Here is a 26338-nt window from a genome sequence, read left to right on the forward strand (position 1 = left end):
GTCCTCCGCATCCGAATCTCGCTAATTGCGGCTGCAGGTAACATCATCTTATGAAAACAAAAGATAGAATAGAACAAAAAGAAAGAGAACCGATTTTCCTTCACGATTCCGGAAGAGTCGGTTCTCTTACATTCCTTATGCCATGCTTGGTTGTACAGCGAAGAGTGGAATAGATTCCCCCACAGCTTCGGTTTCTACGACCTCGATGGGCACCCGCTTGATATCGGCCCCAAGACGGCTGAGCTTCTCGGCAATGTCCACATAGCCTCGATCGATATGGTGAAGACCGGTTATTTCGGTCTCTCCCTCTGCGACTAATGCAGTCAAGATCAGCGCGGCACCCGCACGGAGATCCGTTGCGCATACCTTCGCCCCTTTAAGGCGGGCGCCTCCGCTGATCACAGCGGTTCGTCCTTCTACCTTGATTTGCGCATTCATGCGCACCATTTCTTCTACATGCATGAACCGGTTCTCAAATATGGTTTCGGTCACCAAACTGGTTCCGTCCGCCGTCAGCAGCAGCGCCATCATTTGAGACTGCATGTCGGTAGGGAAGCCCGGGTACGGCAAGGTTTTGACGTCAACCGCACGGAGCGGACGGTCGGTATACACCCGGATGCCGTTCTCGTCCTCCATGATTTGTACACCCATCTCCTGCATTTTGGAAATGACCGGACGCAAATGGTCGCCGATCGCTCCCTCAATATACAGGTCACTATTGGTGATCGCTGCGGCAATCATATATGTACCTGCTTCAATGCGGTCCGGAATCACGGTATGAACGGCTCCCTTCAGCCGATCCACACCGTCGACGCGAATGATTCCAGTCCCTGCGCCGCGAATTTTCGCGCCCATCGCGTTCAAATAGTTGGCTAAATCCACAATCTCCGGTTCCTTGGCGGCATTCTCTATCAGCGTCGTGCCATCGGCAAGCGTGGCAGCCATCATAATATTCTCCGTAGCGCCTACGCTAGCTACGTCCAAATACACCTTCGCGCCCTTCAGCCTGCCGCTCACCCGAGCTTCAATGTAGCCTTGGCCCAGCTCGATTTCGGCTCCCATAGCTTCAAAGCCTTTTAAATGCTGATCGATCGGCCTTGTACCGATCGCGCAGCCGCCCGGAAGCGATATACGGGCCTGCCCCATCCGGGTCAGCAAAGGTCCCATGACGAGAAAAGATGCCCGCATTTTGCGGACCAGTTCGTAGGAGGCTTCACATGTATTAATGCGGCTGGCATTGACGCGAATCGTTTCATTTGTATACTCAACTTCAATTCCCAGACTTTCAAGAACTTTGTTGATGACATGGACGTCGTCCAAGGGAGGCGCGTCGTGAATAACGCTCTCTCCTTCCGAACCCAGTATAGAGGCTGCGATAATCGGCAGTACGGCATTTTTGGCGCCGTGTAGTTTAACTCTGCCAGATAGCCTCTTGCCGCCGCGGACGATAATTTTATTCATCATGATCCCCCTCCGCGTGTTTCTCTTTGTTCATTGTCTTTGATTCCGCCAATCAAAATAGTATTCGTGGCGTTGTTCGAATTTACAGCGGTTGTACTATCCATTGTTGACAAGATTCTCCTTGGTTATTCGGAAAAAAAGTGATTTCAGAACATCCCCGAAAACCAAGTCGACCATTCCAAGTAGTCGATAATGAACCGGGCAATTTGATATCCAAGAGCGACAGAGAGCAGGATTTGCAGCAGTTTGGCCTGCGGGGTTTTCGGCCGTTTAAAGATGCTCTCCAGCTTCAATTCCTGCAACGCCCACCAGGAAACCGCGATGAATACCAGGACTACCACGATATTCAGCAAGCCCTTCAACCCCATAGTAGTGTTCATTTGATTTAAATAGTCCATAACTGAAGCTGCTCCTTATTTCCGGCGAAGCTTTCATGTGCTTGAACCGTTAAAGATTCGGCACAGGAGGCCCGTCATGCATTTTTACCCACGTTTTTGCATCGTTAATCGATCTTTTTATCCAAAACTGACTTAGCTTGGTGTTATCTATTCAATACATCGTATAAAAGCTGAATAAACTCGGCTCGCGTCGCCTGCTGATCCGGCCTGAAAGTCCCGTCAGCATACCCGCTGATCAATCCTTCCGCTTTCATCTGTTTAAGAATCCCGTTGCCCCAATAGCGCTCATCCACATCAACAAACGGCGACAACCCCCTAAACTTCCCGATCATATTCATACTGCGGGCCAGCATAGCCGTCATTTCCATCCGGGTCACGGGCTGGTCAGGTGCAAAAGTTCGGTCCGGATACCCGTCGATCATCCCTGCCTCATACGCTTTTGCAATATACGAGTAGGCCCAGTGCGTCGCCGGCAAATCAGAGAACACACTCGTTCCCTCCCTGGCTAATTGGAAAGCGCGCGCCAGTACGGCCGTTACTTCCGCCCTGGTAATCGCACGATTGGGCTGGAACGTATAATCGCCATAACCGTCAACGACCTGCTTTGCAGTTAAGCCTGTGATCGCGTTTTGCGCCCAATGGCCCCGAATATCCACATAACCGCCGGTAAGCGGTTTGGCATTCACCTGAAGCTGGTACATCTGATTCGTAAACGTCTTGTTGGATTTGAGCTTCAGGTAATACGATCCGGGTACAAAGCGTCCTGAGAGCTCCTGTATTGGCGTTGAAGCGTTATTCATGGAGCCCGCCATCATTTTCATCGATCCGTCATACAATTCCATATATATGGTCACAGATGCAGGAATGTCACTAAGCCTGATCTGCACCAAGCTTTCTTCCGCAATGCGGAATTGGAACCAATCGATGTCATCGGGCTTGTCGAGCAGGCCGGTATATGGCGTTTCCAGCGATACCGTCGTCGCTTGGTAAGAACGATTGTTCGGCTCGTTAGGATCGTTCAGTTTCGCATCGTATTCGATGGAAAGAGTGTACTCCCCTACTACAGGGTTGACGTATTCTTTTACATTGGATATCCGGATGTAATAGCTGCCGGGAAACACTTCGGGCAGATAGTAAACTTCCGTCCCGCCGTCATCCGCCTTATCGATCGTGATCGATTTCTCTCCCTGCTTCTGAACTAACAGCACGGGGTCCATTCGGGCCGTATCTGTTGACAATTGGATGCGCAGCGAGCCGGAATGCGGAACAGGAAATTCAAACCAATCGACATCTTCGTTTTGATGAAACGTTCCTTTGATCGTTAAACTGCGCGAAGGCAGTACGTAAGCTTTATACTGAAGATCGTTGTCCTCATAAGGATCACGGTAAATATCAAACGAAGTCGTCAATTGATAAGGGATCTCCTCTGTAAGGTTACGATCGCTCAACTGCAGTCGGTAAAATCCCCGTCCTTTTGAAACCGGGAAGGAAACCGTCTGGCCTCCTCGCACCGATTTGCTGGCGAGCACCCCGGTAACGTCCGTATGCTGCACATTCACCCCGTACCTGCTGTCCATGTCAAAGGTCAGATTCACGGTTCCGTCATAAGGGGCCTCGATATAGAACCAGTCGGAATCCGTCCCGCCGGTGAAGGAAGCCGACACTTTCTTGCTGATCGATAATGCCGCCGCTTGGTCCTTCCGGTCATTGGGCTCGTACATATCGCTCCTATAAGGTTCGGTCAGTAGCCGGTCCACTCGAAGCAGTCCGTATCCCGCAGCCGGATCCCACCCCTTCGGCCCCAAATCCTGGGCGGTTTGCCGAATCCACTGGCGGATCTGATAAGGCTTCATCTCCGGATGCTGCGACCAGACCAGTGCCGCCGCCGCGGCCACCTGCGGCGCAGCCATGGAGGTGCCGTCTTTCGGTTCATATGTACCCCCAAGTCCCGTCGTAAACACGTCCCAAGGCGCTACTACATCGACCTCGGGGCCGGTGTTGGATTTCCGGTCAACTTCTCCATTAGGCGAAACGCCGCCTACAGCAAGAACCGTCGGGTAGGCAGCTGGATATTTAACCCGGTTTCCTTCGTTGCCTGTAGCTGCAACCAGCAGCACATTCCGCTCTTCGGCATAACGAACGATATCGCTCATGTAAGCCGAATATTTATTCAATCCAAGCGAAAGCACCACGATTTTGGCTCCGTGATCAACGGCATAACGTATCCCTTCGCCGAGCTTTGTCTCGCCGCCGGACCCGTCCGCTTCCAGCGCCTTGATGGGCATAATACGGGCATTCCAAAGCATCCCTGCAATCCCGCGGTCATTGTTGCCGACAGCAGCAATAATTCCGGCAACATTCGTACCGTGTCCGTTGTCATCCATCGGAGGCTCCTTCGGGTTGATCAGATTAATCCCGGGAACCAGATTCGGTTTTAAATCGGGATGCTCCAAGTCAACTCCCGTATCCACAATCGCTATGGTCAGGCTGCTGTTCCCCTTCGCCGCTTCCCACGCTTGATTCATTCCGATTTGCTGCAAGTACGTCTGCCGTACATAAAACGGATCATCCACTTGCGCAGCATATGTAGTCCCCGAGCATGCCAGAACAAAAGCAAGGCTGAGGCATGTTACAAAAAATATATGTTTATAAGTCATATGATTCATCCGCATTTAAAATCCTTCTTTTGATTTCGTAAGCCGTACTCCATTATTTCATTCTAAGCTTTAAGCGCATTCCCTGCAACTGAAATTCAAATCCTGTTTGGAACATTCACGAATCAGACATAACCACAAAAAGCTCGGTCCTCCCATAAAGGAAGAACCGAGCTTTGACGAAGAACAAAACTTCAATTAATAAAACATAAACAGATCCTGTGTTAGCGAGAAAATGCGTTCAATATAGCCTATAACCCATTGAGGGAACAGACCGATCAGAACGCTTACCCCGGCACACAGCCACATCGTGATGCCCAGCGGCAGCGACACATGAACTTCCCGGGCTTCATAATCGCTGCGCATGAACATCTGCCGGATGAATCCGAAATAGAAGTAATACGCTACGATGCTCGTTCCGATCATCACCGCAGCCAGCCAATAATGCTGCGTCCAAATGGTTGCAAGCAGAATATACAGCTTCCCGAAGAAACCCCCGGTCACGGGTAAGCCCGCCAAGGACAGTACCAGAAGCACCGCGGCAACCGCCGTACCCGGAGCCCTGTAGTATAATCCCGCGAGACCTTTCAGGGCTTCATCGCCCGTAGAGCGCTCGATGATCATCAGCACCGCGAAAATACCGATGTTCATGAACAAGTACGCAATCAAGTAATACGTAAACTGGGCAAAGTTCGAATACTGCATCATCGAGAACTGAATCGCAATGGGAACCAGCAAATAACCCGCATTGGCAATTCCGGAGTAAGCCATGAGCCGTTTCATATGCGTCTGCCTCAAAGCGACGAAGTTACCGACAACCATCGCCGTCGCAGCAACCGCCATCAAAGTTGTCATGATATCCTGATGAATCGGCAAACTCATCAAGTCCCCGACCATATAGATGTTGTACATCAAACGAAACAGGATGGCAAATGCCGCCGCTTTGGACACGACCGCAAGAAACGCGGTAACTGGTGTAGATGCGCCTTGATATACATCCGGCGACCACATATGAAACGGAGCCGCCGCTACCTTGAAGCCAAAGCCCGCCACAAGAAGGAAGAAGCTCAAGTAAATCAGGGGGAGCATTCCCTGTGTGCTCTGTCCCAGGGCAGCGTTGATTTCACTTACTGTCGTGGATCCCGACATCCCGTAAAGAAACGACATCCCGTACAGGATGACGGCCGAAGAGATGCTTCCGAGCACAAGGTACTTAAAAGCTCCTTCGTTGGACTGCACATTCTTTTTGTTCATGGCCACCAAAATGTAGGAGGTAATGCTAAGCAGCTCCAGACCGACGAATAGCGTGATCAGATCGCCGGAAGAGGCCATAATCATCCCGCCGAGCGTGGCAGGCAGCAGCAGGTAATAAAACTCCCCGATGTGAGGAATGTTTTCTTCCTTCACCGAGCCGATGCTCATGAAGATGATGAGCCCCGCGCCCGTTAGCAGCACCAGCTTGATGATATTTGCAAAATCGTCGATCCGGTAGCTGAACTGCAGCAGCTGCTTTGGCTCTGCCGGGTTCAGGTAAGAAACGACAAAGACAGCGGATATCACGATGCTGGCAAGCGACAGCCAACCGAGCCACGTGCGGCTCGCTTTGTTCGGAAGAAACAAATCGATAAGCGACAGTACGACAGCAGCGATGACTAGCGTGAGCTCCGGGGCCAGCAGGATCAAATCGCTGGCTTGAAGACGTATCTGTTCCACCGGTCTAACCCCCCATCTTCGCTACGCTGTGAATGAATTGATTGAAACTGCTGACGGTTTGATGCAGCGGATCGCTTAATATGCTTGGATAGATCCCGAGCACTACGATGAAGGCAACCAGCGTAATCATCGGTATCGCCTCAATCAGCCGCGCATCCCGCATCTGAGGCAGTTCGCTTCCAAACGGTCCGTAAGTGATGGCAAGCACCCCTCGCAGTACATAGACTGCCGTCAGAATAATGCCAAGAGCTCCAATCGCCGTCATGATTTTTTGCGTTTCGAACAGCCCCAAGAACGCCAGAAACTCGCTGATAAATCCGGACAAGCCTGGCAATCCCAAAGACGCCATCCCGGCTACAAGCAGTATGCCCGAAATGAATGGCACGGATTTGGCCAAGCCCCCAAGCTCATCAAGCCGGGTGGTGTGTGTCCGCTCGTAAATGCTGCCCACGATCAGGAACATCAGTGCGGAAATCAAACCGTGGGAGATGAGTTGGAAAACCGCGCCCTGCAGGCCGATCGTATTGAACGCCGCAATCCCCAAAAGTACAATTCCCATGTGGCTTATACTGGAATAGGCGAGAACCAATCTGAACTCCCGCTGTACAAAAGCAAGAACCGCCCCGTACAAAATGTTGATGACACCCAACATGGCAAGCACGGTGGCCCACTGCATCGCTTGCTGGGGAAACAGCAGAACGCCAAAGCGGATCAAGCCGTATGCGCCCATTTTCAACAGGATGCCGGAGTGGATCATAACCACGGCGGGCGGCGCTTCGGTGTGCACCTTAAGCATCCAAGTATGGAACGGGAATACAGGCAGCTTAATGCCGAAGGCAACAAGCAGCATGAGGAACAGCGACCATTTCATCGTTTCGCTCAAGAAGAACGGATTGCCTTCCAGATCCCCTTGGTTCACGTACGCATCCGCGTTCTGGAACAAGTTCTCCATAATGACGTTCAAACTGCCGGAGTAATGGATCGATACACCGTTATCGTGAACGGTCTGACTGAAGCCTGCCGTGCTGACCAGGATCAAGAAAGCAATCAGCATAATCGCCGAGCCGATTCCGTTATAAATCAGGAATTTGTTCGCCGCGCGCTCCCGATCCTTGAACCCCCAGATGCCCACCAGAAAGAACATCGGAATCAGCGTCAGCTCAAAGAATACAAAGAACAAAAACAGATCTTGGGACATAAACACGCCCAGCATACCGGTTTCCAGCAATAAGAACAAGATGAAATACGATTTCCACCGTTTCTTAATGTTGACCGAAGCGAGTGCAGCCATGGTGGCTACCAGCGCCGTTAGGAACACCAGTGGGAGCGAAATGCCATCCACCGCCATCGCATAGTTGAACTCGAAGAAGAACGAGGTCAATTGGCTGAGCCCCTGCGTTTCCTTATTCAAGGGCACATGAATCCAGGGGAGCTCTTCTTTAAACTGCATGCCCTCCAGACCCGGATTAAATTGAGAGTACAGCCAACCGGACAGCAGAAGCGGAATGAGTGTAACCACAATCGCTGTCGTCTTGATCCATCCGCCCTGCGTTTTGGGCAGGAACATCAGAATCAGCACACCGATAAGCGGTGAAAAAGCTATGAATGATAGGATCGGAAAGTTATCCGGCATCGAGGAACCTCCTTCCGGCTATGGCCAGCATGATGATGATCAACCCGATCAGCGTAACCAAACCGTAGGACTGTACCTGTCCGTTCTGCATACGGGAACCGAGACGTCCGAGCCCGTTCACTGCATGGCTGGACAAACGAACCGCACCGTCAACCACATAAATGTCGAACAAATGCAACAGTTGACCGAGGCCTTGCAAAGGACGAACGACAACGGCTTGATACAGCTCGTCGATGTAGAACTTCCGGTTCAAAAGAGCGTACAGCCAAGGAGCCCTGGATGAAACCGCATCTGCCGGGATGGTGCGTTTCATGTAAACCAGATATCCAAGACCGATGCCGAGCAGCCCAACCACATTCGACATGAGGATGACGAACACGGAAACATGCTCTTCCGGCCCATGTCCCGTCAACCAGCCGCCGAGCCATGGATTGAACGGTGTAAACACAAACCCGGCCGCCACAGCAAGCACTGCCAACACCCATAAGGGGAACGTCATGGATGCAGGTGATTCATGCACGCCGTGCTGGTCCTGACGAGGCTTGCCCATGAACACCAGGAAGAATAAACGCGACATATAAAATGCGGTGAAAAACGCCGCGATCAGCCCCACCGTAAGCAGACCGTAATGCCCGGTAAGATAGGCTTCCGTGAGAATGGCATCCTTCGACCAGAAGCCGGAGAGCGGGGCGATTCCGCTTAAGGCCAAGGCGCCGATAGCAAATGTCCACGCGGTGACTTTCATTTTGCGGCCGACGCCGCCCATTTCATGAATATTTTGCGTATGGACCGCATGGATGACGCTGCCGGCTCCAAGGAACAGCAAAGCCTTGAAGAACGCATGGGTAAACAAATGGAAAATCCCTGCCGTATAAGCCGCGGCCGTACCGATGCCGAGCGCCATCATCATATAACCGAGCTGGCTTACCGTCGAGTAGGCCAGAATACGCTTGATATCGTTTTGTGCCGTACCGATCGTGGCGGCAAAGATTGCCGTAAAGGCTCCAACGGCTGCAACCACGGTTAACGCCGTTGCCGAAGCCGTAAAAATATCAAATGTCCGCGCCACAAGATAAACACCGGCGGCTACCATCGTAGCGGCATGAATCAAAGCACTGATCGGCGTCGGGCCTTCCATGGCATCCGGAAGCCATGTGTGCAGCGGAAATTGACCGGATTTCCCAATCGCCCCGATGAAGATCAAAATCGCTACCCATGTTGCGATATGATCCGGAATTTGGCCGCTCTCAAAAGCGTTGCTAATGGAAGTGAAATCGAGCGCGTTGTTCGGCATGAACCAAAACAGCAGAAGGATCCCGATAAACAGTCCCACATCGCCGATCCGGGTAACGATAAACGCCTTCTTCGCGGCAGCTCTCGCTTCCGGTTTGAAGTACCAGAAACCGACAAGCAGGAATGAACAGACGCCGACCAGCTCCCAAAAGATGTAGAGCTGCACCAAATTCTCAGAAATGACCAGTCCGAGCATAGAGAAAGTAAACAGCGCTATGTATGCAAAAAACACATTGATCCGTTCGTCGTCATGCATATAGCCTTTGGAGTAAATGTTGACGAGCAGGCTCACCAATGTGACGATCACCAGCATCAGGGCATTCAGGTTGGTCACCTCAAAGCCCATCTTCAGCGACACGTCGCCGAGTTTGACCCACTCCCAATTGTTCCACGTGAAATTTTCTACCTGTCCGCCGATGCGCTCCCAAAAAACGAGAACCGCTAAAACAAACGATGCGAACCCGGCTACAATACTGATATAAGCGCCTGCATCCCGCAAGGAGCGTCCTGCCGCCGTTAAAATCAGAAACGACAGCAAGGGAAACAACGGGATCAGCCAGGCGTATTGCGAGTATGCCGATACCATGAGCTTAAGTCCTCCTCTAAGCGTTCGCTTCGGCCGCGAGGCTGCCGCAAGTACGGCAAACAACTGCGGCACAAGCCATCTTATCGCTTCATCGAATCCATCTCGCCGACATCCGTTGTCCCTTTGTTACGATACCACGCAATAAGAATCGCAATACCGACAGCCACTTCCGCTGCAGCAACCGTGATGTTGAACAGAGAGAATATTTGCCCCGTCAAGCCGGGCTTCACACCGAGCTTTGAAAAAGCAACAAGATTCAAATTGACCGCATTAAGCATCAGTTCCACGGAAAGCAGCACAATGACCGCATTCTTTTTCGACAGCGCGCCATATAGCCCGATACAGAACAAAATCGCCGCTAACGTCAAATAAGGCGTTGCCAAACCGCTTGCTCCCATGCCATCAATCCTCCTCTCTCTTAGCAATAATGATGGCGCCGATGAAAGCGACGGTGAGCAGCACCGACATCAGCTCGAACGGGATCACATGCGATGTAAACAATAGCTTCCCGATCTCCATCGTATTGTCTTGTACGGAAGAAAACTCGCCGATGGGAATCTGCGACTGCTGTATCGCATAAAATATGATGCCGAACAGCCCGGCCGCACCCACCAGAAGCAGCCCATTGTGCCACGGCCGCTTCGGTTCTTCCTCGTCTTCCCTATGCTTGGTCATCATGATGCCAAAGATCATCAGTATCGAAATGGCACCGGCATAAATCAAGATTTGCACCACACCGACAAACTCCGCTTCGAGTACGAAATAAAGTCCCGCGAGGCTGAGGAAGGTCAGCGCCATCGACAACACCATATGCACCACTTTAGTGAAGCTGAGCATGAAGATGGCGCCGCCGATGGCAAACAGTGCGCATATAAAGAACGCAATGTTCTCTCCGCTGGATAAAAAATTCGCTATGTTTCCGAACATTTTACTTCGCCCCGCCTTTCGGAAGCGCCGAATTGTTCTCTTTACGCACGTTAGTGTTATTTTCGTTCAGCCACTCCAAATTTTTGAACAAATCGTCCCGGCTGTAGGTACTCAGCTCGAAGTTGTTCGTCATCACGATCGCTTCTGTCGGGCATACCTCGGTACACAAATCGCACAAGATACAAATTTCAAAATTGATGTCGTACGTATCAATGACCTTTCCCTTTTTCTCAGGGTCCGGGTTCGGCTTGCCTACCAAATTAATACATTCGGTGGGACAAATGCGTGCGCATTGATTGCATACGATACACTTCTCAGGGTCAAAATGCTGGATTCCTCTAAACCGGTCCGGCATTTCCAGCGGAACGTCGGGGTAAGCATAAGTTACTTTTTTGGAGGTCAAACCTTTTAACGTCACGCCGAGCCCTTTTATGATGCCCTTCATCTCGATTCACCCTTTCGTATTCAGCATCCGGCAGCAGGCAGCAATTACATGGCGACGGCCATATAAATGGCCGTTACAAAAATGTTCACTAACGCGAGCGGCAGCAGCACCTTCCAGCCAAGGCCCATCAATTGATCTACACGAACCCGCGGCAGCGTAGCCCGGAGCCAAAACAGCACGAAAACGATAAACGAAAACTTAAGCAGGAACCAAACGATACCCGGGATAAAATCCAAAAACGGGAGCGGAGCTTGCCATCCTCCCAGAAAAAGCGCTGTCGTCAGCCCGGCAATGGCAAATACATATACATATTCGGCAAGCATGAAGAACGCAAACCGAAAGCCGCTGTATTCCACGTGATACCCTGCAACCAGCTCGGATTCCGCCTCAGGCAAGTCGAAAGGCGTCCGGTTGAGCTCGGAGATCGCCGCGACGACAAATACGGCAAACCCTATGATTTGGGGCAGGAAGTTCCACTGCCAGAACCCGCCTGCTTGGCCCTCGACGATCCGGTTCAGATTCATGCTGCCGGTCATCATGACGACGCCTACAATAGAGATGACCAGCGGAATTTCGTAGCTGATCATTTGCGCCGCAGAGCGCATGCCTCCAAGCAGCGCATATTTATTGTTCGATGCCCAGCCTCCCAGCACGATGCCGATGGTGGAAATTCCCGATAAAGCGACATAAAAAAGCACGCCTACATTTATATCCGTACTGATCCATCGTTCGGTAAACGGTATAACCGCAACAACCATAAACGCAGGAATAAACGTGATGACCGGAGCGAGAATAAAGAGTTCGCGCTCGGCTTTTTTAGGAATGGTATCCTCTTTCAGGAGCAGCTTCAGCACGTCGGCTACACTCTGCAGCAAGCCAAGAGGGCCTGTGCGGTTCGGGCCGATCCGCAGCTGCATCCAGCCGATAACCTTCCGTTCAAAATATATCGCATAAGTGACAAACCCCAGGACGACCATTAGGATGACGACGGCCCAAGCGAACATGATCGCTGCATTCGTCCAAGTCAACTGCTGCTGTAATAATTCGGGCATCAGCAGTCCACCTCCCCGACAACGATATCGATGCCTCCAAGAATCGTAATCAAGTTCGTCATGGTTTCGCCAACCAACAGCTTAGGCAAAATTTGCAGATTGACAAACGATGGCCTGCGGAATTTCAACCGGTAAGGCTTATCTTTGCCTTTGGATATAATATGGCACCCGATTTCGCCGCGCGGCGATTCGATAGCGGCATAAATCTCACCTTCTGGAGGACGTATGACCCGCGGCACCTTACCCATAATTTCTCCTTCGGCCGGAAACTGTTCTACGGCCTGCTCCAGAATACGCAAAGATTGACGAACTTCTTCCAACCGCAGCAAGTACCGGTCGTAGCAATCCCCGTTATGGCTCACCGGAACGTCAAATTCAAAACGGTTGTACAAGCTGTAAGGCTGAGCCTTCCTCAGATCCCAGTCAACCCCTGTACAACGCAGGTTTGCTCCGCTCAAACCGTAAGCGATAGCTGTTTCGGCATCATACTTTCCGATACCTTTGATCCTGGCCAGAAAGATTTCATTACCGCTGACCAGCTCATGATATTCATCAAGCTTTCCTCTCATATAGGGAACAAAATCGCGAACCTTCTCGATCCAGCCCTCGGGTGCGTCCCACTTCACACCGCCGACCCGCATGTAATTGTAGGTCAGGCGCGCTCCGCACAACTCGTTGAACAGATTGATAATGATTTCACGGTCGCGAAACGCATACAAAAACGGACTCATGGCTCCAATATCAAGTAAATACGTGCCCCACCACACCATATGGCTGGCAATCCTTTGAAGCTCCATGACGATCAAACGCAAAAATTCGGCGCGTTCCGGAATTTCCAGCTGCATCAGCTGCTCTACGGCATGGACAAGCACATAATTGTTCGTCATCGCCGATACATAGTCCATTCGATCCGTGTACGGAATGATCTGAGTATACGTCAGGTTCTCAGCCAGCTTCTCCGTACCCCGGTGAAGGTATCCCATGACCGGTATGGCCTCCGTAATGATTTCTCCGTCCAACTTGACGATAATCCGAAATACTCCATGTGTACTCGGGTGCTGCGGTCCTACATTCAATAGCAGCTCTTCCGTTCTAATGGCCAAGCTTCATCACACCTCCGGGTCGAGCGGTTCATAATCTTTGCGAAGCGGATGGCCTACCCAATCGTCAGCCATCATAATTCTGCGCAGGTCGGGATGTCCCGGAAAATCGATGCCGAATAAGTCGTATATTTCTCTTTCATTCCAGTTCGCCGTAGGCCATACCGATGTGACCGAAGGAATGGACGGAGCCTCCCGGTCGGTCTTGATTTTGACGCAATATTCCCGTTTGGTCTCAAGAGAGATCAGATGGTACGCCACTTCCAGGTGCGTTTCCATATCGATACCGGACACATTGCGCAAATAATTCAGCTTGAGCTCCGGATGAGTTTTCAACTGCTCTGCAACGGCCGGCCATTCGTCACCTTTGATGATAAGATAAGGGATGTGTCCGCCCTTTTCATTAATATACGCTTCCTGCACCAGATCTTCCCCGAACCCTTTCAGGATGGCGACGATCCGGTCCAACTGCGGCTGATTCGGCGACGGCTCCTTCGGTGCTTCGGTCCCCGCCTCTTCCTTCTTCGCGGCACGCGCATTAGCCCGGGCTGCTCTTGCCTCAGCGGCGGCCTTTGCCTCTTTCTCAGCATCGCTGGGAGCAGCTTTCTCCGCCGCCGGAGCGTCTCCCGGCTCCCCCTTAGCGGTCTGAGGCTCCACAGGCTCAGATGCAGCGGCGGATGCTTTCGGTTCCTTCGGCTTCGGCGCATCGGCGGAGGCATAACCGCCTGGGGGTTCTCCGGCGCCCCCCGTTTTTGTGACTTCGGCGCCGTCAACAGCGGCAGGCTCGCCGCTCATCGGTGCGGACGCTTCACCTTCTGCCTTAGGCTTTTGCATGTCAGCTTCAGGGCTGCCCGATTGATCTCGCTTTTGCTCCTCGCTCATCGATTGGTCACCTGCTTACCCGTTTTGGCTTCGTAGCGGATTTTTTCCTGCAGCTTGTTAATTCCGTATATCAAAGCGGCCGGATTCGGCGGACAGCCAGGGATATATACATCCACCGGCACGATCTGATCGACGCCCTTCACTACCGCATACGATTTTACATAAGGGCCGCCCGCCGTAGCACAGGAGCCCATGGCGATCACCCATTTGGGTTCCGGCATTTGGTCATACAAGCGCCGCAGCAGCGGAGCCATTTTCTTCGTTACCGTCCCGGCAACGATCATCACATCAGACTGCCTTGGAGAAGTTCGGAAAATCACCCCGAAACGGTCCAAGTCATAGTGCGATGCACCTGTTCCCATCATCTCTATAGCACAGCAAGCAAGTCCAAATGTCAGCGGCCACAAAGAATTGCTTCGTGCCCAAGCTTTAATCTGCTCCAATGTCGTCATGAATACATTACGTTCGAGTTCCTGCCGTTCCTCCGGTGTAATATTTGCTAAATTGAAGTCCATTGCAGCACCTTCTTCTTCCAGGCGTAAAGCAAGCCAATGATCAACAATCCAACAAAAATACACATTTCCACAAGCGCAAACAAGCCCAATTGCTTGTAGGCAACGGCCCATGGGTACAAGAACACGGTTTCAACATCAAAAATAACAAACATCAACGCAAATAGGTAGTACCGGATATTGAAGCGAATTTGCCCCTCGCCTATAGGTACGTTACCGCTTTCATAAGTCGTATACTTCGCTTCGACAGGCTTATTTGGCCGGAGCAAACGCCCGATACCAAGCGCAGCGATAGGGAGTAACACGCCCAACAAGAGAAAAAACGTTACGACCACATAGTTGTTCATATACATCGTGAACGAACCGCCTCCCTGTATATCTTTTCGTATCCGGCACGCAACTTGCTGCGAACCGTCTACTACTTTAGTCCTACAAACGATTTGAAAACACAACCTAACATAAGGGTACCTTACGCAGCCCCATTGTTCAAGTTTTCTTATCGCTTGTATAACTACTGTTAATATATGCCTTCCCAATTATAACAAATGCCTTTTGGGGTGTCTAACATTTTCAGACAATTCTAATGTAAAAAAGCGAAGGAAGCATATTCCCTCGCTTTTGTCAATCATTACTATTATTTTTTACCGTATACCTCGATTCTATTCATCGCCCGCTGTAAAGCAAGCTCGGCACGCTTGAAATCAATTTGGTCCTGCTTGGCTGCGGACAAACGCTGCTGCGCGCGTTCTTTGGCCGCCTGCGCCCGCTCGAGATTGATTTGATCCGGCAGCTCGGCGCTTTCCGCCAGAATAACCACTTTATCCTTTCGCACTTCCATAAAACCGCCGTTTACCGCGATGTATTCGTCCTTAGCGCCTTGCTTTTTCACGGTAACCGGCGCAACTTTTAAAGGAGTGACCAGCGGAATGTGATTAGGCAGAATTCCAAGCTCCCCTTCAACACCCTTCACAACGATCATGTTCGCCTCTTCGGCATACACTTTACGCTCCGGGGTTACAATTTCCAACAGGAATGTGCTCACTTGGATTCCCCTCCTAAGAGTTTGCTCTTGAGCAAACCGCATCGTAAGCATTGACTAAGTTTGTCCAAGGACAAACGGCTTCGTAAGCTTATGCTGCGTTTTTACAGCGTCTTCGCTTTTTCGATAGCGTCTTCGATCGTTCCCACGTTGTGGAACGCCGGTTCCGGAAGATCGTCATGTTTGCCTTCAAGAATTTCCTTGAAGCTGCGTACGGTTTCTTTAACCGGTACGTAAACGCCAGGAATACCGTTGAACGGTTCGGCAACGTGCAGCGGTTGGGACAGGAACAACTCAATACGGCGTGCACGGTGCACGACCAGCTTATCCTCATCGGACAACTCATCCATGCCCAAGATGGCGATAATATCGAGAAGCTCTTTGTAGCGCTGAAGAATTTTCTTCACGCCTTGAGCCACCTGGTAGTGCTCTTCACCGAGAATTTCCGGCGTCAGAATCCGGGAAGACGAAGCCAATGGGTCAACAGCCGGGAAAATACCTTTGGAGGCGATGCTGCGCTCCAAGTTCGTCGTTGCATCCAAGTGCGCGAACGCCGTTGCCGGAGCAGGGTCCGTATAGTCATCCGCAGGAACATAGATCGCCTGAATGGACGTAACGGAACCTTTCTTTGTCGAAGTAATCCGCTCTTGCAGCTGACCCATCTCCGTAGCCAGCGTCGGCTGATAACCAACCGCAGAAGGCATACGGCCGAGAAGCGCGGATACCTCGGAACCCGCTTGGGTAAAGCGGAAGATATTGTCGATAAATAACAGAACGTCGCGGCCCTCTTCGTCACGGAAATATTCCGCCATCGTCAGACCCGTCAAAGCGACACGAAGACGCGCGCCCGGCGGCTCATTCATCTGGCCGAACACCATTGCCGTTTTCGAAATAACGCCCGAATCTTTCATCTCATGGTACAAATCGTTACCTTCACGCGTTCTCTCGCCTACACCAGCGAATACGGAAATACCGCCGTGTTCTTGCGCGATGTTATGGATAAGCTCCTGCATGGTAACGGTTTTACCTACGCCCGCGCCTCCGAACAGACCAATCTTACCGCCTTTGGCGTATGGCGCCATCAAGTCGATAACTTTAATACCTGTTTCGAGAATTTCAGCTTGTGTAGACAAGTTCTCAAAAGCCGGTGCGGCTTTATGAATCGGGCTAGTCAGCGTGCGGTCCACGTTCGGATTGTTGTCAATCGGCTCCCCAAGAACGTTAAACACGCGGCCGAGTGTGGCTGCGCCTACCGGAACGGAAATCGCTGCGCCGGTATCGACGGCTTCCATACCGCGAACCAAACCGTCAGTGGTAGACATCGCAATACAACGTACCATGTTGTCGCCAAGATGAACAGCCGCTTCAACCGTCAGGCTGATATCGCGTTCGCTGTCATTTTGCGCTTTTCTTTCAATCTTGATCGCATTCAAAATCTCAGGGAGGTGTCCACGTTCGAACTCAATGTCAACGACCGGCCCTGTTATATTCACAACGCGCCCCTTGTTCATGTTTTCCCTCCTATGTGTTTCCGTATCTTAAACGAAATTGCCTTCGCCGTCCATTCCTTAACTTTGTGCGTTCGCTCCGGCGACGATCTCCGATATTTCCTGGGTAATCGAAGCCTGACGGGCACGGTTGTACTGAAGGGTCAGCGTAGCGATCATCTTCGTCGCATTCTTCGTAGCGTTGTTCATCGCCGTCATCCGGGCTCCGAACTCGCTCGCTTTACCGTCAAGAACCGCGCTGTAAATGAGCGTTTCCGCATATTTCGGCAGGAGTACTTCCAACACACCCTCGGCAGACGGCTCATATTCGTAGTTCGCCACCGAATCGCTGTTGACTTCCTCAAGCGGCAACAGACGCTTCACCTGCGGGATTTGGGTAATGGCATTCTTAAATTCATTGTATACCAGGTACAATTCATCGTAGGCGCCATTCTCAAAATTCGCCACAGCGGAAGCCGCAACCGACTTAATGTCCGAGAATTGGGGTGAATCCGGCAGCCCCGTCACTTCCTCGACAATTGGGATGTTGCGTCTCTGGAAGAAATCCCGGCCTTTTCGTCCAATGACGAAAATGGCATACTCGCTTGTAGATTTATGCTTTTCTTTAATGACAGCCATCACTTTACGAAGCACGTTGGCATTGTAACCGCCGGCCAGACCGCGGTCGGAGGTGATGACAAGATAACCGGTCCTCTTGATCTCGCGGGTTTGCAGCATCGGATGCGTCACACCCTTCGTACCTGCGGCAATACTCGCGATCACTTCCTTCATCTTATCAGCGTACGGACGTGCTGACTCGGCAGCCTCCTGAGCACGTCTCAGCTTTGCCGCCGCGACCATCTCCATCGCCCTCGTGATTTGCTTCGTACTTTGTTTTGACTTGATAGAGCGCTTAATTTCGCGCATACCTTTTGCCATGCCTGCTCACCTCTCTCTCGAAGCCCTCCGGAAGGAGCGCCATCTTTGGATAAGCCCATTATCGTTGCTTAAAAAGGAATACCGAGCTTCTCTTGCGAGAAGCTCAGTTACCGTTCATTTATGCGGAAGGAGCGAATCCTTTTTTGAATTGCCCAATGGCTTCCGTCAGAGCCTTCTCATTATCCGATGTCAAATCTTTCGTATCGCGGATATTTTGAAGAATTTCCGGACGGTTGGAGTCCAGGTACGCCAGGAACTCAGCTTCGAAGCGGCGTACATCCTGTACCGGCAGCTCATCGATATGGCCTTTCGTTACCACATAGATGGCAACGACTTGCTTCTCAACCGGCATCGGCTGGTTTACCCCTTGCTTCAGCAGCTCGAGGGTACGAATACCGCGATTCAAACGAGTCTGCGTAGCACGGTCAAGGTCGGAACCGAACTGTGCAAAAGCAGCCAATTCACGGTATTGCGCAAGATCCAGACGGAGGGTACCGGCAACCTTCTTCATCGCTTTGATTTGCGCGGAGCCCCCTACACGGGATACGGAAATACCGACGTTAACCGCCGGACGCTGGCCGGAGTAGAATAGGTCGGACTCAAGGAAGATCTGTCCGTCTGTGATCGAAATAACGTTTGTTGGAATATAAGCCGATACGTCACCTGCTTGGGTCTCAATGAACGGAAGAGCCGTTAACGACCCGCCGCCCAGCTCGTCGCTAAGCTTCGCAGCGCGTTCGAGCAAGCGGGAGTGCAGATAGAAAACGTCACCCGGATAAGCTTCACGGCCCGGTGGACGGCGAAGCAGCAGGGACAGCTCACGGTATGCGGCAGCTTGCTTGGACAAGTCATCATAGATAATGAGCACGTGCTCGCCTTTGTACATAAAGTACTCGCCCATTGCGCAGCCGGCGTAAGGAGCCAACCAAAGCATAGGGGCCGGCTCGGAAGCCGAAGCCGTGACAACGATCGTGTAATCCAGAGCGCCGTTACGGCGGAGCGTTTCCACCACATTAACGACGGTGGATTGCTTTTGACCGATGGCAACATAGATACATTTCACACCGTTGCCCTTTTGGTTAATGATGGTATCGATCGCAATGGATGTTTTACCGGTTTGACGGTCACCGATAATGAGCTCACGCTGTCCGCGGCCGATCGGGATCATTGCGTCAATGGCTTTAATCCCGGTTTGCATCGGCTCATGAACCGATTTACGGTCCATGACGCCAGGTGCCGGAGATTCAACCGGACGGAAGTGCGTTGTGTTGATCGGACCTTTGCCGTCAACCGGTTGACCGAGCGCATTAACGACGCGGCCGAGAAGCTCTTCGCCAACCGGAACCTCCATGATCCGGCCGGTGCGTTTCACCTGATCGCCCTCGCGGATGTCGGTGTAAGGTCCCAAAATAACGATACCTACGTTGCTTTCCTCAAGGTTGAACGCATAGCCCAAAACCCCGTTGGGAAACTCGAGCAGCTCGCCTGCCATAACGTTTTCCAAGCCGTGCACACGGGCAATACCGTCACCGACCTGAATGACCGTACCTACGTCAACGACTTGAATTTCCGAATTATATTTCTCAATCTGTTGTTTGATTAATGTGCTGATTTCTTCAGGTTTGATACTCAACGAACCTCACCCCTATCTACAGTGCTTGAGATTGATTCAATGTTCTTTCCAGACGCTTCAGCTTGCCGGACAGGCTGCCGTCGTACAAACGGTCGCCGATGCGGACTTGAATACCGCCGAGCAAGCTTTTATCTATAACCGATTCCACGCGGATTTGTTTACCGGTCAATTTGCCGAACGTGGCGGCAATATCGTTTAACTCTGCTTCGGACAGCTTCACTGGCGTATATACCGTAGCGTTCGCTTGTCCGAGCGCATCGTTTGCGATCTTTACATAAGCTTTTACAAAGGCTTCCAGCGCCTCTTCGCGTCTTCTCTCAATCAGCAGCTGCAGCGTATTCAATACAGCCTCGGATACGGAGGATTCGAAGATTTGCTTGATCAGCCCAATTTTTACAGCAGCCTCGATGCCCGGGTGTTTAATCAGCTTCGATAAATCCGCATTTTCTTTCAATACCGAAGCGACCGATACAAGCTCTTGCTCTATTTGAGCTACTTGACCTTTTTCCCGTGCGACTTCAAACAAGGCTTTTGCATATCTTTTGGCTGCGATCATGTCCTGGCTCATTGGTTGCCCCCTACTTCTTTCAGGTAGTGCTCAACCAGCTGTTCCTGAGACTTCTCATCGATTTGCTTCTCGATGATTTTGGAAGCGATCATTACGGACATCGCGCTGACTTGGCTGCGGAGAGCCGCAACGGCCAGATTTTTCTCGGTTTCGATATCGCGAAGCGCTTCTTCTTTAATTCTTGCCGCCTCTTCTTTCGCTTGGCGGATGATATCTTCAGCCTGTTTCCCGCTGGTTACACGGGCCTGCTCGATAATGGCTTTCGCTTCGCTGCGAACTTGCTCAAGAGCGGCCTTCTGTTCGGCGAGGAGCGCATCGGCTTGTTTGCGATCCTGCTCTGCGCTTTGCAATTGATCAAGAACGAGCTTTCTACGTTGTTCCATCACGCCCATTAACGGTCCGAAAGCATATTTGCTGATCAGCAGCATCAGGATCCCGAACGAAATGATGGCGATGATAAAAGAACTGAATGTGAAATGCATCTATACGTCACTCCCTTCAGAGGGGTAATGGCTGAATCATAATCCGAATGAGTACATTCGGACAAAAGGAAGGCGTGGAGGCTATAGGCTTCCCCGCCCAAGGTTCAAGCATCTTAACCTGCGAATACGAACGTGAAGAGCAATGCAAATACGACCGCGATGATCGGAATCGCCTCGACAAGACCTACACCGATAAACATGACCGTTTGAAGCGTACCTTTAAGCTCTGGTTGACGAGCGATACCGTCAACTGTTTTGCTGACGATCAAACCGTTACCGATACCTGCGCCAAGCGCACCCAAACCGATTGCAATAGCAGCTGCAAGAAATTCCATTGTAAAATATCCTCCTTAAAATTGTTCAATTTTGGTTTTGTTATGTTTAATAAAGCGGATAAGGATCTGAATGCCAGCATAAATACCCGTCCGCATATTACTCTTTGTGTTCAATGGCTTGAGACAAGTAAACCATGGTCAGCGTCGTAAAGACGAACGCCTGAATGGCGCCTACGAACACACTGAAGCCCTGCCAGATGATCAGCGGGAGTATCCCTCCGATACCAGCCATGAGAATAACGGCGATTAAGACTTCACCGGCGTAGATGTTACCAAATAGACGCATGCCGAGCGTCAAGAGTTTGGAGATCTCCTTGACGATATTCAACGGAAACATCACCGCGAACGGTTCGACATAGTGGTGCAAGTAGTGCTTGGTGTTACGTGTAAGTCCCAGATAATGAGTCATGACAATGACCATGAGGGCCAGTCCCATCGTAACAGACAAGTCAGCTGTCGGTGATTTCCACCAACCGATCCCGATGTGTTTGCCGGCTTGATGCGCCGCATCGATCTCCGCTTGCGTTATGCCGAGCCATGGAATCGGCTGCGTTACTTCGGTCACGATGACAAGCGGCAGGCCAAGCATATTGCCGACAAAGATGAACATGATCAGTGTAATCCCAAGCATAATGAAAGCTTTACCCTTCTTCATGTCCATAGTGCCTGCAATGATATTGTGAACAAACTCGACTAACCACTCCAAGAAATTTTGCATTTTGCCGGGATTGTGTACGGAAAGATTGCGGGTTCCGGCAATCGCAATGAGCAGTACGATCAAACATGTAACTGCTATGGTAATGATGGTGGAAAGGTCCCAATCGATTCCTAACCAATTCACTATCGGTAACTCATGCATTCTACTAGTTTCACCCCTTTCCAAGGCATGATGGAATAATTATTTTTTAATTGAAATAATACCCAATAGGAGTGTTGCCAACTGTACGAAAATTAATCCTATGATGGTAGTCCATACAGCAATATGTTCCGGTACTTCGTAAGCCCCCCACACGGCAAGCAAGGAAATCGCGGCTCTTGTGCCGAAGCCGATACCGCCTCTGCGCCTTCTTCCTTCAAGCACCGAATCCGTGAGCTGCCTGATTTTCCACGCCAGATAATGGGCATTGACAAGACTGACGATTGTTCCCAGAATCAATCCGGCAAAGTGCGGGCGATATCCAGGCAACAGCGCCCAAGCCATGAAACAGAAAGACAAAAAAAATATGATAATACGCTGAACCGTTTTCAGGCGGGTCGAAAGTTCATTCATTGCCGTCCCCCCGCATGTAGCTTCGGATGATCAGAAAAGCGCCGGCGGCTCCCGCAAAGAAACCCGCCAACATTCCACCCACAATCCAGAACGGTTCCCCGCCCTGACGTTCGCTCATCCAATTGCCCAGCCAATAACCGGCCAACATGCAAACGCCCAAATCAATGCCAATGCTGCCCAATAGAGCAACGGCTCGCCACGGATTATCATTGGAATTTTGTCGTTTCATAAGCCTTCCTTATCAATCCTAGTTTATTTTAGCGGAGTAAAGTCACATTTGTCAATTACGAAGTCTGGTAACCCTTCTGTGATAAAAACGCAAAAAACCTTGATATATCAACCTTTTTTTGCATTCCAAACCAAACAGTAGAGATGTATGGTGTAACGTTTGTCATCAGATTGTCACGGTTGGAACGGCTCGGGTCTATCCGACCTATGGTTGAAATGGAAAAGGATAGCTTGCACGATCCGTTCGGACGCCTTGCCGTCGCCGTAAGGATTGGCCGACCGGCTCATTCTTTCGTACATAGCCGTGTCGCTCAGCAGTGCTTTAGCCCGCTCATATACCCTCTGTTCGTCGGTGCCGACCAGCTCCAACGTTCCCGCGTCGATTCCTTCCGGCCGCTCGGTCGTCTCCCTCAGCACCAGCACCGGTACGCCGAATGACGGCGCTTCTTCCTGAAGCCCTCCGGAGTCGGTCAGAATGAGATGCGCATGGGGATAAAAATTGTGGAACTCAAACACATCGAGCGGTTCGATAAGTTTGATCCGGTCATGGCCGCTAAGCAGTTCATAAGCCGGTTCCTTTACAGCCGGGCTCGGATGCACCGGATATACGATCGCGATATCTTCGAATTCATCGGCCAGACGGCGTACCGCACGGAAAATTTGGCGGTGCGGCTCCCCCTGCGACTCCCGGCGATGTGCGGTCATCAATACCAGGCGTTTGCCTTGTGCCCATTCAAGCACCGGGTGGGAGAACGACGGGCGAACCGTGTATTGAAACACGTCGGTCACGGTATTCCCCGTAACGAAGATGGAATCTTCCCGCTTGTTTTCTTTGCGCAGGTTTCCTGCAGACCAGTTCGTCGGAGCAAAGTGGAGATCGGACAGAACTCCGGTCAACTGGCGGTTCATTTCCTCAGGATAAGGAGACAGCTTGTTCCACGTCCGAAGACCCGCTTCCACATGACCCACTTGGATTTGCTGCATAAACGCGGCGTAGCTCGCCAGAAATGTCGTTAACGTGTCCCCGTGAACAAGAATCAGATCCGGTTTTTCTTCTTTGAATACCGGATCCAGTCCTTGAAGTACACGGATCGATATTTCATTCAAGGTCTGACGTTCTTTCATGACGTCCAAATCGTAGTCCGGCTTGATGGAGAATATATCCAGTACCTGATCGAGCATTTGGCGATGCTGTGCCGTAACGCAAACAAGCGACTCGATTTGCTCGGGATACTTTTCCAGCTCCTTCACCAACGGAGCCATTTTGATGGCTTCCGGTCTGGTGCCGAAGATGGTGATTACTTTCGTTTTTTTCATCGCTCTCGGCTTCCCTTCCCTCTTCCGAATTCAGCAGCTTACTTTGTTCCGAACAGCCGATCGCCCGCATCGCCGAGCCCCGGCACTATGTATCCGTGGTCGTTCAAATGGTCGTCGATAGCCGCTACATAAAGATCAACGTCAGGATGCGCCTTTTGTACAGCCTGCACACCTTCCGGCGCAGCAATCAGGCACATCAGCTTAATCTGCGTGCAGCCCCTTTTCTTCAGCGCTTCGATCGCCGCATTAGCCGAACCGCCTGTGGCGAGCATCGGATCAATTACGATCAGCTCCCGTTCCTGCACATCCGTCGGAAGCTTGGCATAGTATTCCACCGGCTCCAGCGTATCCGGGTCCCGGTACAACCCGATATGCCCCACTTTGGCGGCAGGGACCAGCTTCAGAATCCCGTCTACCATACCGAGGCCGGCGCGCAGAATCGGAATAAGACCCAGCATACGGCCGGAGATCACTCTGCACTCGGCGGTCGTAACAGGTGTGCGCACCTGCACCTTTTCGAGCGGAATGTCTCTTGTTATTTCGTAAGCCATCAATGTGGCCACTTCATCCACCAACTCGCGGAAATCTTTCGTGGTGGTATTCTCATCCCGAATGTAGGTCAGCTTATGCTGAATCAACGGATGGTCGCAAACAAACACTTTACCCATGCAAGGTCCTCCTATAACGCTATAAAGCCCAAAATCTTGTCTATTATACCACAACTACCGATACTTATCCCAATCGGGAAAAAAACGCCAACCAACGCAAATGAATCCAAATCAACGTTACGCATTCTACAGACCGCGTTCCCTGGCTGAGGAGCGGTCTATTGCTATTTGGACACGCCAAGCCTGCCAAAAACGAACTCGCCTGCCGAGATCATAAAAGAAAGCGTCTGGAAAATTCCATGGACGCCAAAAAAATGATAGTTTATTTCACTTCACTGGCTATCAGCCGTTCATCCCTTGTCTTATAAACCGAATGTACTGCCCCATTTATTATAGCACAATGTCACCCGTTCTTCTTCTGCAATGATCCACGTGAAACATAAATATGCCGGCTCCTCATATAAAGAGCCGGCCTTTGTTGGTTTTAGCGATCATTAATACTGAAGTCCGGGATACAGCGGGAATTGTGCCGTCAAATCTTTCACCATACCGCGCACCTTCTCATGCACAGCCTGATCGGACGGATTCTTAAGCGTAAGCGAAATAATCTTGGCGATGGTTTTCATAGCTTCCTGATTCATACCTCGGGCTGTGGCCGCAGGAGTACCGATCCGGATACCGCTGGTCACGAACGGGCTGGTCGGATCGAACGGAATGGCGTTCTTGTTTACCGTCACGCCCACTTCATCGAGCAGATGCTCCGCTTCTTTACCCGTCAGGTTCAAGCTGCGAAGATCGATCAGCATCAGGTGGTTGTCCGTTCCCCCGGAAACGAGGTTGATTCCTTCCGCCATCAAACCATCTGCCAATGTTTTCGCATTGTTTACAACATTCTGAGCGTATGATTTGAACTCCGGCTGCAGCGCCTCTCCCAAGGCCACCGCTTTGGCCGCGATGATATGCATCAGCGGACCGCCTTGCGAGCCTGGGAACACCGCTTTGTCAATCGCGGCAGCCCATGGTTTGCGGCACAGGATCATACCGCCGCGAGGCCCGCGAAGCGTCTTATGCGTTGTCGTTGTTACAAAATGAGCGTGCGGCACAGGATTTGGATGCAGGCCTGCAGCCACAAGACCGGCAATATGAGCCATGTCCACCATAAACAGCGCGCCGACGTCATTTGCAATTTGCGCCAAGGCTTCGAAGTCGATGATGCGCGGGTATGCGCTGGCACCGGCTACAATCAAGCGCGGCTTGTGCTTGAACGCCGCTTTGCGGACTTCGTCATAATCGATGCGGGAATCTTTCTCACTTACGCCATAGGCTGCGAAGTTATACAAAATTCCGGATGCATTGACCGGACTGCCGTGCGTCAGATGACCGCCGTGCGCCAGGTTCATGCCCAGGATCGTCTCCCCCGGTTGTACCGCAGCAAGGTAAACGGCCATGTTCGCCTGGGCGCCGGAGTGCGGCTGAACGTTCGCATGCTCAGCGCCAAACAATTCTTTCGCGCGGTCGCGTGCGATATCCTCGACGATGTCGACGTATTCGCAGCCGCCATAGTAACGCTTATTCGGGTAACCTTCCGCATATTTGTTGGTCAATACGGTACCCATCGCCTCAAGCACCGCTTGGCTGACGAAATTTTCGGACGCGATCAGCTCGATTTTGTCGCGTTGACGACCGAGCTCAAGATTCATTGCTTCCACGATTTTCGGGTCTTGTTTGCGAAGAAATTCCATGTAAGTTATCCTCCTTGAATATTACGAGATCTAT

Annotated in this window: 27 protein-coding genes; all 27 read right to left on the reverse strand. The window is 51.3% G+C overall.

Annotation, left to right across the window (positions count from 1 at the left end):
* Positions 1-135: 135 nt before the first annotated feature.
* Positions 136-1461, reverse strand: a complete 1326-nt coding sequence (gene murA, locus NR121_RS10055) for a UDP-N-acetylglucosamine 1-carboxyvinyltransferase (protein ID WP_062411090.1) — start codon at positions 1459-1461, stop codon at positions 136-138.
* A 146-nt stretch (positions 1462-1607) separates the two neighbouring features.
* Positions 1608-1859, reverse strand: a complete 252-nt coding sequence (locus tag NR121_RS10060; protein WP_054817692.1) for a DUF1146 family protein — start codon at positions 1857-1859, stop codon at positions 1608-1610.
* 143 nt (positions 1860-2002) lie between these two features.
* Complete coding sequence (locus NR121_RS10065; RefSeq protein ID WP_256831152.1) at positions 2003-4531, reverse strand: S8 family serine peptidase; 2529 nt, start codon at positions 4529-4531, stop codon at positions 2003-2005.
* A 180-nt stretch (positions 4532-4711) separates the two neighbouring features.
* Positions 4712-6226 carry an NADH-quinone oxidoreductase subunit N gene (locus NR121_RS10070; RefSeq protein ID WP_256831153.1) on the reverse strand — a complete coding sequence of 505 codons (1515 nt, stop codon included), beginning with the start codon at positions 6224-6226 and terminating at the stop codon, positions 4712-4714.
* A 4-nt stretch (positions 6227-6230) separates the two neighbouring features.
* On the reverse strand, positions 6231-7859 hold the full coding sequence (locus NR121_RS10075) for a complex I subunit 4 family protein (protein WP_137670878.1): 1629 nt from the start codon (positions 7857-7859) through the stop codon (positions 6231-6233).
* Positions 7849-9738, reverse strand: a complete 1890-nt coding sequence (nuoL, locus tag NR121_RS10080; protein WP_074728974.1) for an NADH-quinone oxidoreductase subunit L — start codon at positions 9736-9738, stop codon at positions 7849-7851. Before nuoL ends, NR121_RS10075 begins: the two co-directional genes overlap by 11 nt.
* 80 nt (positions 9739-9818) lie before the next feature.
* Positions 9819-10136 carry an NADH-quinone oxidoreductase subunit NuoK gene (nuoK, locus tag NR121_RS10085; protein WP_054817693.1) on the reverse strand — a complete coding sequence of 106 codons (318 nt, stop codon included), beginning with the start codon at positions 10134-10136 and terminating at the stop codon, positions 9819-9821.
* A 4-nt stretch (positions 10137-10140) separates the two neighbouring features.
* Positions 10141-10665 carry an NADH-quinone oxidoreductase subunit J gene (locus NR121_RS10090; RefSeq protein ID WP_062410164.1) on the reverse strand — a complete coding sequence of 175 codons (525 nt, stop codon included), beginning with the start codon at positions 10663-10665 and terminating at the stop codon, positions 10141-10143.
* 1 nt (position 10666) lies between these two features.
* Positions 10667-11110, reverse strand: a complete 444-nt coding sequence (gene nuoI, locus NR121_RS10095) for an NADH-quinone oxidoreductase subunit NuoI (RefSeq protein ID WP_074728976.1) — start codon at positions 11108-11110, stop codon at positions 10667-10669.
* A gap of 44 nt (positions 11111-11154) precedes the next feature.
* Entirely contained in the window at positions 11155-12162 is a 1008-nt protein-coding gene (gene nuoH, locus NR121_RS10100) for an NADH-quinone oxidoreductase subunit NuoH (RefSeq protein WP_074728978.1), read from the reverse strand.
* Complete coding sequence (locus NR121_RS10105; RefSeq protein WP_054817695.1) at positions 12162-13265, reverse strand: NADH-quinone oxidoreductase subunit D; 1104 nt, start codon at positions 13263-13265, stop codon at positions 12162-12164. Before NR121_RS10105 ends, nuoH begins: the two co-directional genes overlap by 1 nt.
* Positions 13266-13271: 6 nt before the next feature.
* The gene (locus tag NR121_RS10110; protein WP_256831154.1) at positions 13272-14144 is read right to left on the reverse strand and encodes an NADH-quinone oxidoreductase subunit C; all 873 of its coding nucleotides are present in this window, start codon (positions 14142-14144) and stop codon (positions 13272-13274) included.
* Complete coding sequence (locus NR121_RS10115; protein WP_062410168.1) at positions 14141-14659, reverse strand: NuoB/complex I 20 kDa subunit family protein; 519 nt, start codon at positions 14657-14659, stop codon at positions 14141-14143. Before NR121_RS10115 ends, NR121_RS10110 begins: the two co-directional genes overlap by 4 nt.
* Positions 14644-15009 (reverse strand): NADH-quinone oxidoreductase subunit A, encoded by a 366-nt coding sequence (locus tag NR121_RS10120; protein ID WP_054817698.1) that lies wholly within the window; start codon positions 15007-15009, stop codon positions 14644-14646. The genes NR121_RS10115 and NR121_RS10120 overlap by 16 nt, the downstream gene beginning before the upstream one ends.
* A gap of 281 nt (positions 15010-15290) precedes the next feature.
* Entirely contained in the window at positions 15291-15698 is a 408-nt protein-coding gene (locus tag NR121_RS10125; RefSeq protein ID WP_054817699.1) for a F0F1 ATP synthase subunit epsilon, read from the reverse strand.
* Between the two features lie 101 nt (positions 15699-15799).
* The gene (atpD, locus tag NR121_RS10130; RefSeq protein ID WP_062410169.1) at positions 15800-17206 is read right to left on the reverse strand and encodes a F0F1 ATP synthase subunit beta; all 1407 of its coding nucleotides are present in this window, start codon (positions 17204-17206) and stop codon (positions 15800-15802) included.
* Between the two features lie 57 nt (positions 17207-17263).
* On the reverse strand, positions 17264-18121 hold the full coding sequence (gene atpG / locus NR121_RS10135) for an ATP synthase F1 subunit gamma (protein ID WP_054817700.1): 858 nt from the start codon (positions 18119-18121) through the stop codon (positions 17264-17266).
* A gap of 118 nt (positions 18122-18239) precedes the next feature.
* Positions 18240-19754, reverse strand: a complete 1515-nt coding sequence (atpA, locus tag NR121_RS10140) for a F0F1 ATP synthase subunit alpha (protein ID WP_062410170.1) — start codon at positions 19752-19754, stop codon at positions 18240-18242.
* A gap of 16 nt (positions 19755-19770) precedes the next feature.
* Positions 19771-20322: a F0F1 ATP synthase subunit delta gene (locus NR121_RS10145; RefSeq protein WP_054817701.1), complete on the reverse strand. Its 552-nt coding sequence runs from the start codon at positions 20320-20322 to the stop codon at positions 19771-19773.
* Positions 20319-20804: a F0F1 ATP synthase subunit B gene (atpF, locus tag NR121_RS10150; protein ID WP_054817702.1), complete on the reverse strand. Its 486-nt coding sequence runs from the start codon at positions 20802-20804 to the stop codon at positions 20319-20321. Before atpF ends, NR121_RS10145 begins: the two co-directional genes overlap by 4 nt.
* 113 nt (positions 20805-20917) lie before the next feature.
* Positions 20918-21139, reverse strand: a complete 222-nt coding sequence (atpE, locus tag NR121_RS10155; RefSeq protein WP_054817703.1) for a F0F1 ATP synthase subunit C — start codon at positions 21137-21139, stop codon at positions 20918-20920.
* Between the two features lie 97 nt (positions 21140-21236).
* Positions 21237-21998, reverse strand: a complete 762-nt coding sequence (gene atpB, locus NR121_RS10160) for a F0F1 ATP synthase subunit A (protein ID WP_054817704.1) — start codon at positions 21996-21998, stop codon at positions 21237-21239.
* A 39-nt stretch (positions 21999-22037) separates the two neighbouring features.
* A complete protein-coding gene (locus NR121_RS10165; RefSeq protein ID WP_054817705.1) occupies positions 22038-22409 on the reverse strand; it encodes an ATP synthase subunit I in 372 nt (123 codons plus the stop codon).
* On the reverse strand, positions 22402-22638 hold the full coding sequence (locus tag NR121_RS10170) for an AtpZ/AtpI family protein (protein WP_054817706.1): 237 nt from the start codon (positions 22636-22638) through the stop codon (positions 22402-22404). Before NR121_RS10170 ends, NR121_RS10165 begins: the two co-directional genes overlap by 8 nt.
* 173 nt (positions 22639-22811) lie before the next feature.
* Positions 22812-23954, reverse strand: coding sequence for a non-hydrolyzing UDP-N-acetylglucosamine 2-epimerase (gene wecB / locus NR121_RS10175; protein WP_256831155.1), 1143 nt, complete (start codon positions 23952-23954; stop codon positions 22812-22814).
* Between the two features lie 38 nt (positions 23955-23992).
* The gene (gene upp / locus NR121_RS10180) at positions 23993-24622 is read right to left on the reverse strand and encodes a uracil phosphoribosyltransferase (protein ID WP_054817707.1); all 630 of its coding nucleotides are present in this window, start codon (positions 24620-24622) and stop codon (positions 23993-23995) included.
* Positions 24623-25056: 434 nt separating this feature from the next.
* Complete coding sequence (locus NR121_RS10185; RefSeq protein ID WP_062410172.1) at positions 25057-26304, reverse strand: serine hydroxymethyltransferase; 1248 nt, start codon at positions 26302-26304, stop codon at positions 25057-25059.
* Positions 26305-26338: the final 34 nt, after the last annotated feature.

The sequence above is a fragment of the Paenibacillus sp. Pae15 genome (assembly GCF_024519685.1).
In the GTDB taxonomy this organism is placed as follows: Bacteria; Bacillota; Bacilli; order Paenibacillales; family NBRC-103111; genus Paenibacillus_G; species Paenibacillus_G naphthalenovorans.